This window comes from Microbacterium gorillae (assembly GCF_050990725.1).
Classification (GTDB): domain Bacteria; phylum Actinomycetota; class Actinomycetes; order Actinomycetales; family Microbacteriaceae; genus Microbacterium; species Microbacterium gorillae_A.
In genome coordinates, this window is the sequence record NZ_CP158844.1 from 2,623,359 (window position 1) to 2,639,385 (window position 16,027).

18 protein-coding genes and 1 tRNA gene are annotated in these 16,027 nt (G+C 64.7%); 12 read left to right on the forward strand and 7 right to left on the reverse strand.

The features are described from left to right. Nucleotide 1: 1 nt before the first annotated feature. Nucleotides 2–1,438 (reverse strand): hypothetical protein, encoded by a 1,437-nt coding sequence (locus tag ABTV68_RS12120; RefSeq protein WP_433673940.1) that lies wholly within the window; start codon nucleotides 1,436–1,438, stop codon nucleotides 2–4. After that, entirely contained in the window at nucleotides 1,425–2,288 is an 864-nt protein-coding gene (locus ABTV68_RS12125) for a hypothetical protein (protein WP_433673941.1), read from the reverse strand. The genes ABTV68_RS12120 and ABTV68_RS12125 overlap by 14 nt, the downstream gene beginning before the upstream one ends. 151 nt (nucleotides 2,289–2,439) lie before the next feature. Between ABTV68_RS12125 and ABTV68_RS12130 the strand changes: the two genes are divergently transcribed. From ABTV68_RS12130 to ABTV68_RS12165, 8 genes are all read left to right on the forward strand, one after another. Beyond that, nucleotides 2,440–2,805 carry a hypothetical protein gene (locus ABTV68_RS12130; protein WP_433673942.1) on the forward strand — a complete coding sequence of 122 codons (366 nt, stop codon included), beginning with the start codon at nucleotides 2,440–2,442 and terminating at the stop codon, nucleotides 2,803–2,805. A gap of 7 nt (nucleotides 2,806–2,812) precedes the next feature. Beyond that, nucleotides 2,813–3,640, forward strand: coding sequence for a hypothetical protein (locus tag ABTV68_RS12135; RefSeq protein WP_433673943.1), 828 nt, complete (start codon nucleotides 2,813–2,815; stop codon nucleotides 3,638–3,640). A gap of 26 nt (nucleotides 3,641–3,666) precedes the next feature. Further along, a complete protein-coding gene (locus tag ABTV68_RS12140) occupies nucleotides 3,667–6,477 on the forward strand; it encodes a hypothetical protein (RefSeq protein WP_433673944.1) in 2,811 nt (936 codons plus the stop codon). Then, the gene (locus ABTV68_RS12145) at nucleotides 6,477–6,824 is read left to right on the forward strand and encodes a hypothetical protein (protein WP_433673945.1); all 348 of its coding nucleotides are present in this window, start codon (nucleotides 6,477–6,479) and stop codon (nucleotides 6,822–6,824) included. The genes ABTV68_RS12140 and ABTV68_RS12145 overlap by 1 nt, the downstream gene beginning before the upstream one ends. Continuing rightward, nucleotides 6,821–7,093: a hypothetical protein gene (locus ABTV68_RS12150; protein ID WP_433673946.1), complete on the forward strand. Its 273-nt coding sequence runs from the start codon at nucleotides 6,821–6,823 to the stop codon at nucleotides 7,091–7,093. The genes ABTV68_RS12145 and ABTV68_RS12150 overlap by 4 nt, the downstream gene beginning before the upstream one ends. 151 nt (nucleotides 7,094–7,244) lie before the next feature. Next, nucleotides 7,245–7,853 carry a hypothetical protein gene (locus tag ABTV68_RS12155; RefSeq protein ID WP_433673947.1) on the forward strand — a complete coding sequence of 203 codons (609 nt, stop codon included), beginning with the start codon at nucleotides 7,245–7,247 and terminating at the stop codon, nucleotides 7,851–7,853. Nucleotides 7,854–7,942: 89 nt separating this feature from the next. Further along, complete coding sequence (locus ABTV68_RS12160) at nucleotides 7,943–8,404, forward strand: hypothetical protein (protein WP_433673948.1); 462 nt, start codon at nucleotides 7,943–7,945, stop codon at nucleotides 8,402–8,404. Between the two features lie 44 nt (nucleotides 8,405–8,448). Then, nucleotides 8,449–9,090, forward strand: a complete 642-nt coding sequence (locus tag ABTV68_RS12165) for a hypothetical protein (protein ID WP_433673949.1) — start codon at nucleotides 8,449–8,451, stop codon at nucleotides 9,088–9,090. On the opposite strand, the gene ABTV68_RS12170 is transcribed toward ABTV68_RS12165, so the two are convergent. Further along, nucleotides 9,087–9,539, reverse strand: a complete 453-nt coding sequence (locus tag ABTV68_RS12170) for a hypothetical protein (RefSeq protein ID WP_433673950.1) — start codon at nucleotides 9,537–9,539, stop codon at nucleotides 9,087–9,089. The genes ABTV68_RS12165 and ABTV68_RS12170 overlap by 4 nt on opposite strands. A 222-nt stretch (nucleotides 9,540–9,761) precedes the next feature. Here ABTV68_RS12170 and ABTV68_RS12175 point away from each other — a divergent pair, with 222 nt between their 5' ends. After that, on the forward strand, nucleotides 9,762–10,073 hold the full coding sequence (locus tag ABTV68_RS12175; RefSeq protein ID WP_433673951.1) for a hypothetical protein: 312 nt from the start codon (nucleotides 9,762–9,764) through the stop codon (nucleotides 10,071–10,073). Then, the gene (locus ABTV68_RS12180) at nucleotides 10,070–11,863 is read left to right on the forward strand and encodes an ATP-binding protein (RefSeq protein ID WP_433673952.1); all 1,794 of its coding nucleotides are present in this window, start codon (nucleotides 10,070–10,072) and stop codon (nucleotides 11,861–11,863) included. Before ABTV68_RS12175 ends, ABTV68_RS12180 begins: the two co-directional genes overlap by 4 nt. A gap of 28 nt (nucleotides 11,864–11,891) precedes the next feature. Here the strand turns inward: ABTV68_RS12180 and ABTV68_RS12185 are convergent, their stop codons facing one another. The 4 genes from ABTV68_RS12185 to ABTV68_RS12200 all read right to left on the reverse strand — a co-directional run bounded on the left by ABTV68_RS12185 (nucleotide 11,892) and on the right by ABTV68_RS12200 (nucleotide 14,771). Further along, complete coding sequence (locus tag ABTV68_RS12185; RefSeq protein WP_433673954.1) at nucleotides 11,892–13,094, reverse strand: site-specific integrase; 1,203 nt, start codon at nucleotides 13,092–13,094, stop codon at nucleotides 11,892–11,894. Further along, entirely contained in the window at nucleotides 13,094–13,312 is a 219-nt protein-coding gene (locus tag ABTV68_RS12190) for a helix-turn-helix domain-containing protein (RefSeq protein ID WP_433673955.1), read from the reverse strand. The genes ABTV68_RS12185 and ABTV68_RS12190 overlap by 1 nt, the downstream gene beginning before the upstream one ends. 195 nt (nucleotides 13,313–13,507) lie before the next feature. Then, nucleotides 13,508–13,582, reverse strand: a tRNA-Ile gene (locus tag ABTV68_RS12195). A gap of 28 nt (nucleotides 13,583–13,610) precedes the next feature. After that, the gene (locus ABTV68_RS12200; protein WP_433677601.1) at nucleotides 13,611–14,771 is read right to left on the reverse strand and encodes a DMT family transporter; all 1,161 of its coding nucleotides are present in this window, start codon (nucleotides 14,769–14,771) and stop codon (nucleotides 13,611–13,613) included. Between the two features lie 46 nt (nucleotides 14,772–14,817). Here ABTV68_RS12200 and def point away from each other — a divergent pair, with 46 nt between their 5' ends. Further along, entirely contained in the window at nucleotides 14,818–15,384 is a 567-nt protein-coding gene (def, locus tag ABTV68_RS12205) for a peptide deformylase (RefSeq protein ID WP_433673956.1), read from the forward strand. Nucleotides 15,385–15,528: 144 nt separating this feature from the next. Then, nucleotides 15,529–16,023, forward strand: coding sequence for a septum formation family protein (locus tag ABTV68_RS12210; RefSeq protein WP_433673957.1), 495 nt, complete (start codon nucleotides 15,529–15,531; stop codon nucleotides 16,021–16,023). Nucleotides 16,024–16,027 lie beyond the last annotated feature (4 nt).

Here is a 16,027-nt window from a genome sequence, read left to right on the forward strand (position 1 = left end):
TTCACGGTTTCGCGGGCTCGGCATCCCACCCGGCGATGACCTCGGCAGGCGGCACCAGCTTCGCCCGGGTGATGACCGTCTCCCAGTCACCGTTGTAGTCGGAGACGCGATTGTCCTTCACTGTGCCGCCGGCGATGACGACCCGAGAGCCATCGTCCGGAGCCCACTGGACGAATTGGCCATCCTTCGTCTCAATCGAGCCGCCGAGTATGCCTGAGCACTTCCAGTAGATGACGTGCCCATCATCGTCCATCATGCTGACGTGCAACGGCGCACCATAGCCGTAGTCCTGCCCGAGACGGACGGAGAGGATCGTGGCTTCGATGTCCCGCCCCTTGAGGGACTCCCCTGGCGCCGCGAGATATGCCTGAGCCTTCGACGTGTCCTGCTTCGCCCGGGCCTCCTCTCGGAGCTTCTTCTTCAGCTCGAACGCCTGATGGGATCGGAACGATGGGATCGCGGAAGCGACGAGAGCCACATGCTTGCGGTCGATGCGTCGCTGTCCGTCGCCGTCGGCGGCAAGCGCCTGATGCAGGTTCCGTTCGTACTCGCCGGCCTCCGACGGGTCGATCTGGTCGACGTAGGCGAGAACCGCGGCGACCTCTGCCTGTTCTGTGTCCGTCAGTTGCGGGCGCATCGCGGACCGTGCGCCGATGCGCTCCAGCACCTTGTCTGCGGTTGGCGTTTCGGTGTAGATCGCTTTCGCCTTCGAGAGGTACCCGCCGTCTTCGGCGATGACCTGCAGCGTGACGGCGAGGACGTCGTCAGCGTCGATGATGCCGGCTGAGGGGTTGCGGAACGTTCCCAGGTCATCATCATCGACCTCAAGGTCGTCCGCTCCGAAGTTCTCGTCCAGCGCCCACAGACCCTGAGGCTTCACGCCGAGGAACAGCCCGAGGCAGTTCGTGCCGACCTGCTTTGTCTCACCGGTGGAAGGGTTGGTGACGACCATGACTTTGGTTCGCGACCGGCGATGGCCACAGTGTTCGCAGACGAGCAGATCCTTCGATTCGTCAAGGATCGCTTCAGCTCCGTGGGTGAAGTGGCTGATGACCCGCCCGTTCGCTCCCAGTTCATGGACACCGTCGAATCGCCAGTCGCCAGCGCTGATCCTGGGGGTGTTGAGCGTTACTTCGTTGGTGGTGTGCTCCTGCCCGGTGCGCTCGTCACGCACGATGCGGCGCTCCGCGGTGAAGGTGAATCGCTCATCAATGCCCGCGCGCTGCAGGCGCTTGTTCGCCTTGTCGATCCGTTCCTGCAGGATTCCGAGGTTGCCGGTTGGGATCCGGTAGCTCGGACGCTCCCACTCCCATCCAGCTTCTTCGGTCTGTTCGTTGAGCCCTGCCGTCGGAGCGCTGTTCAGCTTGCCGGCGAACTGACCGCCGTCAGGGGCGCCGGCGCTTCGATGCTTGTTGCCGACGCGATCAATCGTCGCCATGATCGGCTTCACTTCCTGCGCTCACCTGACGGGCGCGTTCGAGCGCGAGATTCCGCACGTGCGCGTCGGGGTGACGATCAAGATCGCGCAGTGTGGAGACGGTCGTGTTCGGGTGCTGGGTCACTCCCACGGCGACAATGACGGGCCAGCTGCTGTCGTCATCGTCCAAGAGGTGCTCGCTCGTCGCCGCGAGAGCGGAGCGCAGCTGCTCGTCGGTGAGCTTCGGGTTGCGGATCACCAGGTGTGCGAGTTCAGCATCGCGGACCCACGCGTCCAGCATCGGGCCGGGGAGGTTCGGGTGGGCGCCGGCTTCCTCGGAGTAGCGGTCCCGAAGAAGCATGGCCAGCATGGGTCCGGTGGCCTTCGGGACTCGCGCCATGTCCTCACGAATCTGGTCGATGTAGGGGTCGTCCTTCTGGGTGCGAGACCACAGCAGTTCGAGGGTGGCCACATCGATGTTCGGGTGGCTGATCGCTTCGAACCGGTCCTGGTACTTCCGATCCCAGCGGCGGTCCGTTGCGATGTCGTGCAGCACAGGTGCCGGGGTGGCGGGGTTCGTGGCAACGTGATGGCCGACGTCGCCCCTCAGGTCACCGGTGAGCGCCGCAAGGAGTGCGGGATCCGTGGTGGTCCGCGCCAGCGCCTCGCGGTCCACTTCCGGCCGGCTGAGCATGCCTTGCGCGTCAGCGCTGATCCACAGCTGGTGGTACTCCTCACGCAGCTCGGTGACTCGTGGAGATGTCGCGGCCAGCTGGCTGAGCGGAGCACTGTTCGCTTTGGGGGCGAACCGGCCGCCTTCAGGAGTGCCGGCGGTGTGGTGAGAGTTGCCGTGGCTGTCGATGACCTTCATACCCACCACATGCGCGGCTGCGCAGTCGAGCTTGGCAGACGCACAGACGCGCAGCCGCGCATGTGGTGGATATGCGATCCAAACGTCATTCGGCCGACTGCTCACGCCGCTCGACCACTCACGTCGTAAACCTTCCCGTCAGGCGTGCCGCATGAGCATGATCGCCGGCATCGTCTTGGATCGGATGGCTGCGTACGTCATCGCGTCCAGCTCCTCTGAAGGACCGGACTTCATGCGGCATGCGCTCCGGGAGTACGGGAAAGAGTGGGCGGAGTCCGATATCGACAACCTCCTGCGGGAAGCTCGACGGCTCGCTGACGACTTTCACTGCCGATGTGGTGTCGACCGACGGAATCCAGAATGGGCTCGGATCGATTCAAGAATCAGTCTCGCCTCTTCGAATGCGGCTAGTCTTCGCGTGTACGGAGTGACTCATGCGGAGGCGGACATTGCGCTGCTGACCGCTGACATCGAGCAACTCGAAGAGGACCTGATGATGCTCCAGCCGCGCCTGTGAGGGGAACATGGACATACGGCTACACCCGATCGACGCGTTCGCGTTGAAGCTGCCGGCAGCGCGCGCAGCCCGCCTGTTGCGCCGGTACCGGGATGCCGTGACCGAGGACGTTGCCGCGGCAGACTCACTCGCCCCAGACATGCTGAGGGTTCTCGGGGATCTCATCGCCATCACCAGCGTCGACGCCTTCCAAGTCGCTCCGGGTGGGCGACACATCGTTCTGACGCATCGGTCAGTCTCGGACCGCATGCAGCGCGCACAACGTCACGCTGCCGCGGCCGCACTCCCCCAGCCGTTGGCGGAGTTCGTTGCCTCAGGTGTGGCCGGTCAGGTCCACAGGCTCGCTGGCGCAATGACAATGGCTTTGCGGCTCATCGGCATGGAAGAAGATGTCCGCGTCATCGACTCCGCGGTTCGGGCACGTTTCCACCACTCGCGGCTGCGTTTCGAGGTGATCGAGACGTCCGGTGCGCTGCAGATAGTGATCGGATGCCAGCACCCTGACCCCACCGGCGATATCCTCATCGCCGCCCGTGACCTTGTTGCCGCCTACAGGGCAATGCGCTGGGCGGGGTTCGTTGACGACGGTGGAATGCAGCTGGACCTCGCCGAGCGGGAGATGCGAGCCGCTCTGGACGTACATGGCACCCACATCGACGCGATCGTCGCCGCCTACGACCTCGAACAGTATGTTCCAGCCCTGTTGCCACCGTCGATCGAGATCGCGCACCTTGCTCCTGAGGAGGAAGAGCGCGCACGACTCGTCAATGTCGGCATCCTCCTCGAGCCCGTCGTGGCCGCTTGGGAACGAGATCTGATCCTCGCCACGCTGTAGGTCGGTCGCCGCGCATGTGAATGAGCATGGACGCCGACTCCCCCGATGACAGCTCAGCACTGATCCCGTACACCGGCGCTGATGCCCTGGCGACTCGCAGCGCTGTTGTCCACGCACGCACAGAACTCGCCCGGCGCCGGGCAGAGCTCGAGCGCGTTCAGGCCGAGCAGCGCGCGGACCTCGAACGGCAGCGCAAGGAGCTGGAAGAGAAGTTCGCTCAGGCTCACGCTGACCTGATGGCTCGCATAGCGCCGCTCGAAGCGCAGCTGAAGAAGATGGCCGAGGTCCTCTGGACCGTTGACCTCTACCTTGGCCGGGATGAGACGCTGCAGCTCATCCGCGACGGCAAGCCTGCCAGCGCAGACACGCCCATCACGCTGAGGCAGAAGGTCCTCGTGATGGCGGAGGAGTCGCTCATCCTGATGGGTGGCCGGAAGACCGGGATGACCAGCGACAACATCCCCGAGTTCGTCGACTGGTTGTGCGCGGATCCAGAACACCTGGATCGCGTGCTTCCGGAGCAGAAGGGTGTTGTCGTCCTCATCCCGACGCGTGTCGCGAGCCGCAGCGGGAACATGTTCGAGGACGCGTCGCGCGACGCGAGCAACCAGCGCTCATACTGGCTGCTGCGCAACGGGGAACGCCTGTACCTCCTGACCGTCGATCCTGACCTGCGCATCTTCGACCGGGTGCTGCCCCGGCGGCGGGAGTTCGTCGAGGTCTTCGACAAACGGCTCTTCGGCTTCGGCGGCACGTTCGGGGAGCCGGTGCGCCCAGGCTCGGACGAGTGGTTTGAGCTGGAGAAGATGGCGGATGCCCGCCGCCGGCACTACATGCGGATCATGCTGGTACTGCAAGGCATCGTCGACCGGACCCCGGTCTGGCATCCACTCCCGGCGGCCGGGGTGAACTTCATGTCTGTGAAGGATCAGGATGCCGGCCGCATCGAGCTGATCCAGGACGACGAGGACTCCATTCAGCTCGGCGAGGGAGGTGAGACGTTCGCAGCTTGGCAGCGACGCCTCAACGGCCTGCTTCGTCCCGGTCTGCGGGTCATCGGCAACTGGAACACCCTGGAGTTCAGCGAGAAGTACATCGAAGGTGACCGGTGGACGCGCGGGCGACACCCGAGGATCCATCCGGGCAATGCTGAGTACCCGGACTCGAACGTCCCGCACCTCATCGAGGGTCGCCGTGACGGTGGCTTTGTGATCCGGTACGGGCGCGCGGAGAAGATCTACAAGCGGAACCAGCCTGTCCCCGGGAAGCCCGGGTGGGTGTACCGCGGCGAGACCGCGGTGGAAGCCCAGCAGCGAGCATCGTGTGTGGTGAAACCGGATGACTCGTGGGTGCTGCCGTTCGACCTGGTCACGACAACTGAGCTGGAGAAGTTCCTCTATTCGCGACAGGAACGCTCAAACCACTTCCTGTCTATGGTTCCCACCGTTCGTGCCGCACTGGAGGCGAAGAAGGCCGAGGCTGACCAGGAGGTCGACTTCCGTGATCTGATCGGCCGCCTCCTGATCATGGAGGGTGCTGACGCTGACGGCATCGGCGAGGTTGTGGACGATCTCGTGCACTGGTGGAAGCTCGCGCACACGTGGACGAAGCCGTTGAACGGTTCCGGCGCGCACGAGAAGAAGGCGGCGGACCAGATCGTCGCAGAGTTCCGTTCCCGGGAGCGAGTGAAGGGCGATGCGTCGACAGACGTGGCGGTGGCAACTGGCATCCAGATCGAGGGCGTCATCGCGATCGCTGCGGACCGGCAGGGCCGATGGAACGCCTACGTCCCATCTCCGGGCGCTCATGAGCCTGGAATCTATCTCGACGTCACCCGCATCCGACGCAATGGCACGCTTGGGAAGACGACCAAGTGGCAGGCGCTGACGCAGCGGACCGCCAGCATCTTGAACGTGGCTTGGTCAACGCCGGAATGGGATGGGTGGCGGTTCGGCGCGAACCCACGCCAGCACCTCACCGAACCGGAACGCGCCGAGCTCATCGAGGAGGCACGGCAGCGTGCGGTGGGGGTGCCGATCGTGGTGATCGAGAAGTGGGATCCGCGCTACCCCGCCGACAGAGCACTGGTCACCTACTCCTGGACGAAGGATGGAACGCAGAGCCCCAGCGACGCGGAAGCTGTTCCGGCCCGTGACATTCTCTCCTGGCACCACGAACGTGACGACGTCACCGCGGCCCTCTTCAGGGTCGTCCGAGATGATGACGGGTCCCCGGAGCTGACCGTCGGCGACTTCAACGACTTCGGCGTCTCTTCGTCGTTCTCGCACTTCAGCGGCGGCTCGAAGTGGGGTGACACTCCCTGGTGGCCGGACGACGCCAAAGACACCTGGGACTCACGCCCACGCCTCGTCTGGTCGGATGAGGCGATGCTGGATCAGCTGGCCGACTATCGGAACCGCTGCGCGGCCCTCGCGAAAGAGCAGGACGATGCACGTCGCGAGTTCGAGGGCGCGGCTCAGCGGTACGTTCCGGCAGTCCTCGAGCTGATTCGGGCTCGGCAGCTCGCCAAGGTGCGTGAGCGCTTCGAGGAGGACTTCGGAACGAACGCCGACGATCTCTGGGATGCGCACGTGAAGTCGCTGCAACTTCGGGATCCGCTTCACCAGCGGGAGATCTGGGGCATCGTCGCAATCGCCCTCAAGCATGGAGAGCCGGTCGTTGGTCGAACGCTGCAGGAGCTGTCCGACAGTGCACGAGCACATGGCAACCAGGCTCCTGGCGAATGGCATCCGGGGCCCGGTGGCGTGGTTCCCGGTGAGTATGGAGATGTCACGGTCCCGGAGCCGACGGCAGAGAACGATGAGGAGATGGGTTGATGACCATGAGCGACATGCCGAGCGACGGGTTCGAACACCCGAATCCGACGATCACGGACCTCGATCTTGCGTTCCCCGCTCGCGGCGCCGACCCTGACGTCCTTCCCCCGATGAGCATCATCCCGGATCGTTACGACGGCAAGGAGGATTGGGACGCGTTCCACCGAGCGTGGTTCTACACCGGGCTGCCGGAGACGGTTCAGCTGGATGTTCGTGCCGGAATCGATCCACGACAGGCATGGAACCATCTGCGAGTCGTGCAGGGGTGTTACGGGTCCAAGCACGAACACAAGATGGCGGCCCTGGCTTGGCTGTCCTCTCGCTGGTTCGCGGGGTACCAACTGTGACCGTTGACGTCCTGGATGACACGCGGATCGTTCCGATCAGCAACGGTTACCGGCTCCAGGAGACGGACACATACGTCGTCGAAGTCTGGCATTACCTGTTCAACTATCGCCTCATCGTCAGGCTCAGCGACGATCCCGTGAGCGTTGAGCACGGGTACTGCTACTTCGGCCGCGGACTCGAGTCGCTCGCACAGGCTGTGGCCGCCGGGCTGGAGTGGACCAACCCCTTGCACACTCACCCGCACGGTTTCGACAAGCAGGCGTTCTGACCGGCAGGGGCTTGCCCAGTTGACATTCGCGGAGGTTGCCGCGCATGTGGGATACGTGGAAGATCTCTTCAATCCGGCCGCCGGCCTTGACGCCATGATCCCGGTTCTCCTCGGGGTCTTCGACGCGATCGTGCCTTGGTTCGCGGGACTCATGGCGCTGATCGCGCTCGGGATGGTCATCTACCGTTCCCTGGACCGTTTTCGTTCCGAGCACACGAGCTTCACTGCCCCGATCGCCCGGATACGCCTCGAGGAGGAGTGGCAGGCCGTCGTCGAGCAGCACGAATCGCTCCTGCGCCAGTACCTGCACGCAGAGACAGACTGGGACATGCTGTTCAACTACCCGGCATTGATCGACGTCACCGTGCCTTCGACATCGCGGATGATCAGCGCCATGCACGAAGCGGGGCAGCTGAGCCGTTCGTTCCCTGCCGCGGAAATCACGGACACCACGAACATCGCCTCGCTGCAGTACCCGCGCGCGGTGGCCCAGTTCCAGCTGGCCTGGGATCAAGCTGAGGCCTACGCCAGGAAGGCGGGGCAAAGCATGCTGCCGGCCGCAGATCGCAAGACGATCCGAGAGATCCGGATCTGCCTGGACATGGCAGAGGACCCCGCGGCATCGTCGCAGGAACGCCTCCTTGCCGCCCGCCGGGCACGCTCGCTCATGGACTCGCTCACGTCCCTGAACGTCCCTCTCAAAGCACTGGATGCGATCGAGAGCGTGCAACGCCTGAGCATCGAAGCCGCCGCCCGATAGCGCGTTCGGCGTGGCAGCACCTCTCAATGGCCGAGTCGACTCACAATCGCAGCATGCCCTTCCCACCAGTCAGTCCGATCATGTTCGTCATGTATGACACGGACAACGATGTGCCGAGGGTGCTCGAGGCGAGGATTGAGAACCTTCCTCACAGCACGCTTTTGACCGCTTCCTCCCCTGGGCATCTGGCGGAGCTACTGAGGTCGTGCACGAGTGACCAGATCGTCATCGTCATGACGCACGGTGACAGCAGCCGCCAGTTCACAACCGGCCCCGAGGACACGTCCCCGGGCCTGGCCTATGACGATGTGCCTGTGATGACCTGTCGGACGCTCTACTCGTTCATCTGCTACCAGGACGGGGATGGCGAGACCGCCTGGCGGGAACGGGACTACGAGCTCGTTGCCACAAGAGGCATCGCGTACCCAGACGACATCGTCGCGCTCATTCGCGCGATCGCTCAGGCAGAGAACCCTGCTGATGGCGCAGCTGTGCTTCGATCCGCAGCTATCCGGACAAGGGGCTGGAAGGCTTACCCTCCGAAGGTGTGAGGGAACAACCGAGGTCCTGGCGGTCACGTCACTACGATTCGCACATGAACGGTGAAGCGACGGCGCCGCCGGTTCCGAGCCACGGCACGGACGAGATCTCTGTCTGGGGCGACGTGAACTGGGTACCGGCGTCTGAGAGTCGCCGGTACTTTCTGCACACCGTCCTGCTCCTCGTGCCGTTGGCCGTTGGCGGGGCCCTGATGGCGGCCGGCGCCGTGATGCTGGGGCTCAAGCAGATCAGCAGCGTGTGGCTGCTCGGAAGCGGACTGCTCATCCTCGCACTGGTGGCCGCCCTCGCCCCCCTGTGGAACACATACCGCCGGGCACCAGCGTCAACGGTGGGGGCGACGGTCTTCCATGTGACAGCGGCGGAGTGGGCCGTTGGTGATGTCGTCACGATGAAAGCGCATCGCGGCCGTCAGTACGTCGCTGATCGGGCGTGGGGTCGACGAATGCCCCTCGTCTATGTGTTCCCCGAGCGCCCAACGATCCATCATGCGAAGGGACAGACCCTGCATGGTAGACGTCGCTCGATCCGATACCTCTACGAGCTTGAGGTTCAGAACCCGCCGGCGGCTGTGTATCGCCGCAGCTCGGCTGTGGCGATCCCTCACGATCTTGTGGTGACTGTGCTCAGCAAGGAGAAGATCCCCGAGCAGCGGAGACGTCGCCGGCGGGGAGCCTAGGCCGGGTAGTACGAGCGGATCTCGGTGGGTCCGAGTCCGTGTGCGTCAGGCTGCTGCAGGCGCTTCCTCACTGCGTCCCGGGCAGCGTGGGAGCCGATGTCCTTCTCCGGGACGAAGACGAGGGCGCCTGGGGCGTCTGGACCGGACGTCGTCAGGTGGGTGAGCTCGTTGACGAACGAGTCCTTCTTCATGAACCAGTCGTTGACGATGACAACGATCGCATCATCGTCGGGCCCAGACCAATCCGGCATCAGCACCAACGCATCAGCATCGGGCACCACAGTCGGGTCAACCGACTCTGTCCCGTCATCGGGATCCAGTGTCTCCTGCCATGCCGGCCGCAGCCGGTACCGCCAGCCGAAGTCGTACGCGCAGTGGATGGTATGCCCGTCAGGCAGCACCACGTTGAGCTGGTCGGCGGTCATCTCTTGGTATCGGATTCGTGTCATGACGCGAGCGTAAGCAGCAATACGCAGACATTCGCCGAGCACGCTCCGTGTGGTTTGGCGTGATCAACGTCGGCCACGTGTTCGCCGCGCATGTGAAGGTTGCATGGGCTGCGAACGAACCCCGAGAGGCTAGGACACCTGATGAGGAAGACCGCGACTACTGAGCCGTTGTGGCGTGTTCATGTCCACCGCCCATGGTGGACGCGGACGGCTCGCACGACGATGACCCGCAACTCCCCGATTGGTCGGCTTGCCGCGGTGCTCACGCTCGGCCGGATCCCGTACGAGCTGGAGCAGCCGGTGCTGGATCTCTCCTCACGTGAAGGGCTGCGCTCCCCCGACAGCGCGGACGCGCTCGTTCGTTCGGAGACGGCTCGGCGAATCTTCGCTGCTGTCCAGACGTACCGGCACTCGCAGCGGTCGAAGAAGGAGGCCGACATGTTCGGGCCGTTCGAGGCGGGTCGCCCGGGTCGCATCATGACGTCGCACGATCGGATGACCGATTCGATCGTCAGCCTCTTGGAGCCAGCATGACTGCCCGTGCTCGCGTCCTCGACCTGGGCGGGATTCAGCTGCCCCTCGACCTGGTCACCGAATCGAACGCCATCCTCGGAAAGAAGGGGTCCGGCAAATCCACTGCCGGGCTTGACCTGTTCGAGGAGATCTACAACGTCGGCGTGCCGGTCGTCTCGATCGACCCGAAGGGCGACCACTGGGGCGTGCGCTCCGGCGCCGATGGCACTCCGGATCAAGGTCTGCCTGTCCCGGTCTTCGGTGGCCTCCATGGCGATCTCCCGTTGGCAGCGGACAGCGGTGAGTACATCGCGGATCTGCTGCGTAGCCGGAACCTCAGCGCCGTTCTCGATGTGTCGGAGTTCTCCGCTGCTGAGCGCCGGAAGTTCCTCACAGCGTTCACGAACCGGCTGTACCGGCGGGCTGAGCGTGCGCCGATGCATCTGCTGATCGAAGAGGCGCACGAGGTGATTCCGCAGCGCGTGGACTCTGGTGATGCGCCCATGGTGGGTGCGTTCGAGCGTCTGGTGAAGCTCGGCCGATTCAAGGGCATCGGTGTCACGATGCTGTCTCAGCGGAGCGCGTCGCTGAACAAGAACGTGCTGACGCAGGTCGACAACCTCTTCATGCTCCGCACCGTGTCGCCTCAGGATCGAGCGGCCGTTCGGGCGTGGATCGAGACGCACAGCGAGTCGTCGGCGATCATTGACAGCCTCCCGTCGTTGGCGACCGGTGAGTGCTGGCTGTGGCAGCCGGAACGTGGCGAGCCGGTGAAGTTCCGTTTCCGCCCACGCCGCACGTACGATGCCGGCACCACGCCGAAGGTGGGCGAATCGCCGCGGCCGCCAGCGACGCTCGCGGACATCAATCTTGCCGCGATCCAGTCGGAGATGGCGGCGACGATCGAGCGTGCGCGGAACGACGATCCGAAGGCGCTCCGCCAGCGCATCGTCGCTTTGGAGCGACAGCTGGCCCAGCAGACCGACTCGGGCGTCGCGGAGCCCCGGCTTGTCGAGGTTCCCGTCCCGGTGATCACTGACGACGACCGCAAGGCCCTCGAGGGGATGATCGACCGGTTCGAGCATCTGGTGGCGGATGAGGCCCGCGGGCTTGTCCGTGATCTGCAGGAGGCAATGGCAACGGGTGAGGCTCTCGCTGAACGTCTCCGCGCCGTCGTCCGCGACGCACCGCCAGCCCGGAGCGGCCAGACGTCGCCCGCTCGCAACGCACCGCGGGTAGCGCCGCAACGAACGCTCTCCCCAGAGATTCGTGCGAAGCTTCCCCGCAATGTGGTTCTTCGGCCGGCCGCCTCCACGGACGGGGACCTGAAGCTCAGCAAGATGCAGAAGGCGATCGTCACGACGCTGGCTGCCCATGGCGAGCTCTCAACCCGTCAGATCGGGTTGTTCACTGGCTACGCCCACAAGTCAGGGTCGTTCGCGAACAGCCTGAGCGGTCTTCGCACACGGGGACTGATCATCGGCGGAGCGCAGGCCATCTCAGTCACGCCGGAGGGCTTGACTGTTCTCGACGCCAACGGCGGCTTCGAACCGCTGCCGTCTGGTCAAGCACTCGTTGAATGGTGGCTTGCGAAGCTACCCAAGGCGCAAGCGGCCATGCTCAGCGCGCTCCTCGAGGTCTATCCGGAACCTCTCAGTGTCGACGAGCTCGCGGCGCGCACCGGTTACGCCGCAGGGTCTGGATCGTTCGCCAACAACCGTTCGAGGCTCAACGTGGCCGAACTCATCCACGGAACCCGGGACGCGCTCTACGCCGCGGACACTCTCGGGATCGCCCATCGTCAGCGGTAACAGCCCACTACCCACGTGACGGCTGTTGCTACTGGGCTGCGCGCTCACCCAGGATCTCATCTAGGACCAGGGCAGAACCTACAGTGAAGAACGCCTCTCCGAGGTAGGCCTGCTTGGTGGTGCTTGCGTGTGCGTGTCCCAACAACTCCTGCGCATTGATGATGTTCCCGGTGGCTGCTGCGACCAAGGTGGCTGCAGTCCGGCGGAGCAAGTGTGGCGTGAGGTCCGTGGGCTTGAGGCCGGTGACGGCGAGAGCTTCGACGAGGCGCGGATGCTCACGAAGCTTGATCAGGGCCTTCCTGACCTTCCGTGGATCCAGCGTGTTGCCTCGTCGCCCGTGGAGGGCTGGAGACTGCGGCAGTCGGCTGGGGATGGTCTCTTGGGCGGACCGCGCTTCGTGCAGGACGTTGCATCCGTACTGCGGGAGCTTGATGATCCGTGCCTGATCGCGGGCCTTCAGTTCGTCCTGTCTGACGAGGATGTAGTGCTCGTCCTCGATCATGGTCCCGGTGATGGCGATTGTCCCTGCCTGCAGGTCGGCATCCATGTTTCGCAGCGCGCACACCTCGGAGATTCGCAGGCCGGATGCGAGCATGAGCTCAACAACCCAGCGGAGGATCCTGGCGCCGGCCGGTCCGCCGTGCTTCGCAACACCAGCCTCACGCTCTAGGATCACCTCCCGGAGGACCCACACCTGGGCGACGGAGAGTGCTTTCGGGCGTCCGCGGCGAGGCTTCTTTCGCCGCAAGCTCGCGATCGGGTTGTGGAGGATCGCGTCCAGCTCCACAGCGATTCCGAGCGCGCCGTTGAGAGCGGTTCGAACCTGATGAAGATCTCGGGTCTTGCCAATCTCCTTCAGGATGCCTTTGAGCCGAGCGGGCGTGAGCTCTTTGACGGGGATCGCACCGATGATGCCTGTCAGGTACTCGGCAGTCGACCGGTAAACCCGCATCGACTGGACTTTCACTTCCTCCTGTCGATCCTCGATCCACAGGGCGAGGAAGGTCCCCAACTCGCTGTCGCCGTCAACCACCCTCACTGCGATGGCCAGCTCGTCCGCTTGCTCCTGGAGAAGTTGCTTGACCTTCTCTGGTGACGTCGAGGTGGCCGTCAGCCGGCGAACGATACCTGCGGCGTCGCGGGTTCGAGCGCGGCCTCGGAAGCGTCCGTTGACCTCAACGCACTTCACCGATCCGAGCTCTCCGACGCCCAGGGCCGGGCGTCCAGCCATCAGGCGACATCCTGGACTGGGTCGTCTGCAGTCTCCTGGCTTTCCAGCCAGGCGTCGACGGTCGCACGGCGATACCGGATTCGCTTGCCCAAGCGGATCCACCGGGGGCCCGTCTTGCGACGCGGGCTGCGCCAGTCTTCGAGGGTGCGAACCGGGATCTGCAGGTACTCGGCGAGCTGCTCGGTCGTCATCAGGTCAGGCATGGTGTCAGCACTCATACCCACCACATGCGCGGCTGCATCCCGTCCCTGTGCACGGTCTGCCCGTAGGACCCCGTACACCCTTCCTAGAACAGGGTCTGACGGGGCAATAAGTGGACTATTTGTGGACACATTGCTGATTCCAGCCAACTGCTGCGACATGGTCGCCCTCCCAAGAACCGCGGAATTACGCTGTTCCAGAGGAGTACACGGTAGGGCGGGCGGGACTTGAACCCGCGAATCGTTGGGTTATGAGCCCACTGCCTTAACCAGCTTGGCCACCGCCCCGTACGCGACCAGCCTACCCGGTCGCGGGTCAGCGATCGGGGTGGGAGAAGGGTCGGTCGTGGGATCCGGCGACGGGGCGCGGCGCGGGGTCCGCGGCGATGCCCGGGTCGGACGCGTTCTCGACGAGGTCGTCGGTGCTCGGCAGGTCGGCCGCATCCGGTGCGTCGAACGACACCGTCGGCCCAGTGGGGGGCGGAACCGGTCGTGAGTCGCCGGCCGGACCACTGCTTCCGCGCTGGATCGGCAGCTCCTGGCTCTCCTCGATCACCTGCGGATGGTAGCGAGTGAGCGCGACCACCCCGAAGGTGGCGATCGCGCCGGCGATACCGAAGCCGACGTAGATCCAGGTGGGAGCGGACGTCGCCTCACCGAGCACCAGGAGACCGATGAGCACCGCGACGATCGGGTCCACAACGGTGAGCCCGGCGATCACGAGGTCGGGCGGGCCGGAGGCGTGGGCGGTCTGCACGAAGTAGCCGCCCAGCAGGGTGCCTGCCACGAGGGCGATGAGGCACACGAGCGTGAGCCACTCGAAGTCCTGCTCCTGGATGCGCTTCAACACGACCTTCGCGAGCGTCGCCACGAAGCCGTAGATGATGCCGGCGCCCATGATGTAGAAGAGCGCCTTCATGCGGTTGCGCAGCAGCACCCACAGCCCGCCGAGCACGATGATGACGACCAGCAGAATGCTGAGCACCGTCCCCAGTTGCGCATCGGTGACGGGTTTGTCCTCGGCGTACATCGCGGCGAGGAAGACGAAGAGGAACGTGCCGCCCACACACAGGCCGATGGCGATCAGCGACTGGCGCGTCGGCGTGAACCCGGTGATCCGGGCGTTCAGCAGCGTGGTGATCACGAGCGCGACCGCACCGAGTGGCTGCACCACGATGAGCGGTGCGAGCCAGATGGCGGCGAGCTGACAGACGATCGCGAGCCCCAGCATGAGAGTGCCGACGATCCACGACGGACGAGTCAACAGCTGGGCGAGCTGACCGCGGCTCAGTCCCCCGGCGGCGTCCTGGCCGCTGAGTTTCTCCACCTTCGCGACACCGCGATGCTGGTACTGCGTTCCCAGCGACATGAAGACTGCCCCGGCGAGCGCGAGCGGGATTCCCAGAAGAATCTTGGGGTTCTGCAAGAACCCAATGAGGTCGTTGACGTCTGGCGCGGCCGCAACAGTCCCCCACATCACCCCCTGAGCCTACCTGCTCGGTGCCGCGGACTAGGCTTCTGACGTGGCCGTACTTCCGATTCGCATCATGGGCGATCCCGTTCTCCATGCCCCCGCTTCCCCCGTCGGCGAGATCACCGACGAAGTCCGCACGCTCGTGGCCGACATGTACGAGACGATGGATCTCGCTCCCGGCGTCGGTCTCGCCGCCCCCCAGGTGGGTGTCGCACTACGGATTTACGTCTACTCCTACGAGGACGACGAGGGCCAGCCGTGGCGCGGGGAAGTCATCAATCCTGAGCTCTGGATGCTGTCGCCCGAGCCGGGAGCACCCGACCCCGACGAAGAATCCGAAGGGTGCCTGTCCGTTCCGGGCGAGCGATTCCCGCTGCGCCGGTCGGATCGTGTTCGCGTCACTGGCACTGACCTCAGTGGAGCACCCGTCAGCATCGACGTCAGCGGATGGCGGGCGCGGATCATGCAGCACGAGTTCGACCATCTGGACGGCGTGCTGTACGTCGACCGCATCGATGACGGCGACTGGAAGACCGTGCAGAAGATCGCCAAGAAGCGTGGCTGGGGTCGCACCGTGACCAGTTGGACGCCTGGGGTGGACGGTTTCGAGTCGTAAGTGCACAAATGAGCGTCGTCAGTGATTACCGCTCTCGGCGGACGCTCAGGTAACATTTTTTCAACCACCGGACTCGCACCCGGTGTTCTGCACGCGCACTCTCTGTCCCGGATGGTGCGCTCCATCATCTCGTGGGGAGAACGCATGAAGACCACCGCAGCGCGCCGCACCCTGGCCGCAGCATTCGCCATCGCCGCCGCTGTGAGCCTCACCGGCTGCAGCATGTTCGCACCGAGCGCCACGCGCGACGAGGACGGCGCGATCACCGAGGCCGGCCAGCAGGACGCGTTCAGCCTCAAGGTTGGCGACTGCCTCCTCGCGCAGGAGGCCACCACCATCACCGAGGTGCCGGCAGTGCCGTGCGACCAGGAGCACGACGAAGAGGTGTACTTCCTCTTCGACATGGAGGGCACGGACTTCCCGGGCGACGACGCGATCACCGCTGCCGCTGCAGAGAAGTGCGAAGCCGAGTTCGTGAACTACATCGGCCTCGACTCGAACACCTCCACGTACACCTGGTACCCCATCACGCCGACCACCGAGTCGTGGGAGCAGGGCGGAGACCGCGAGGTCGACTGCGTTGCTTACCAGGACGACCTGGCCAAGATCACCGGTTCGCTCAAGGGCATCAACCAGTAAGCAC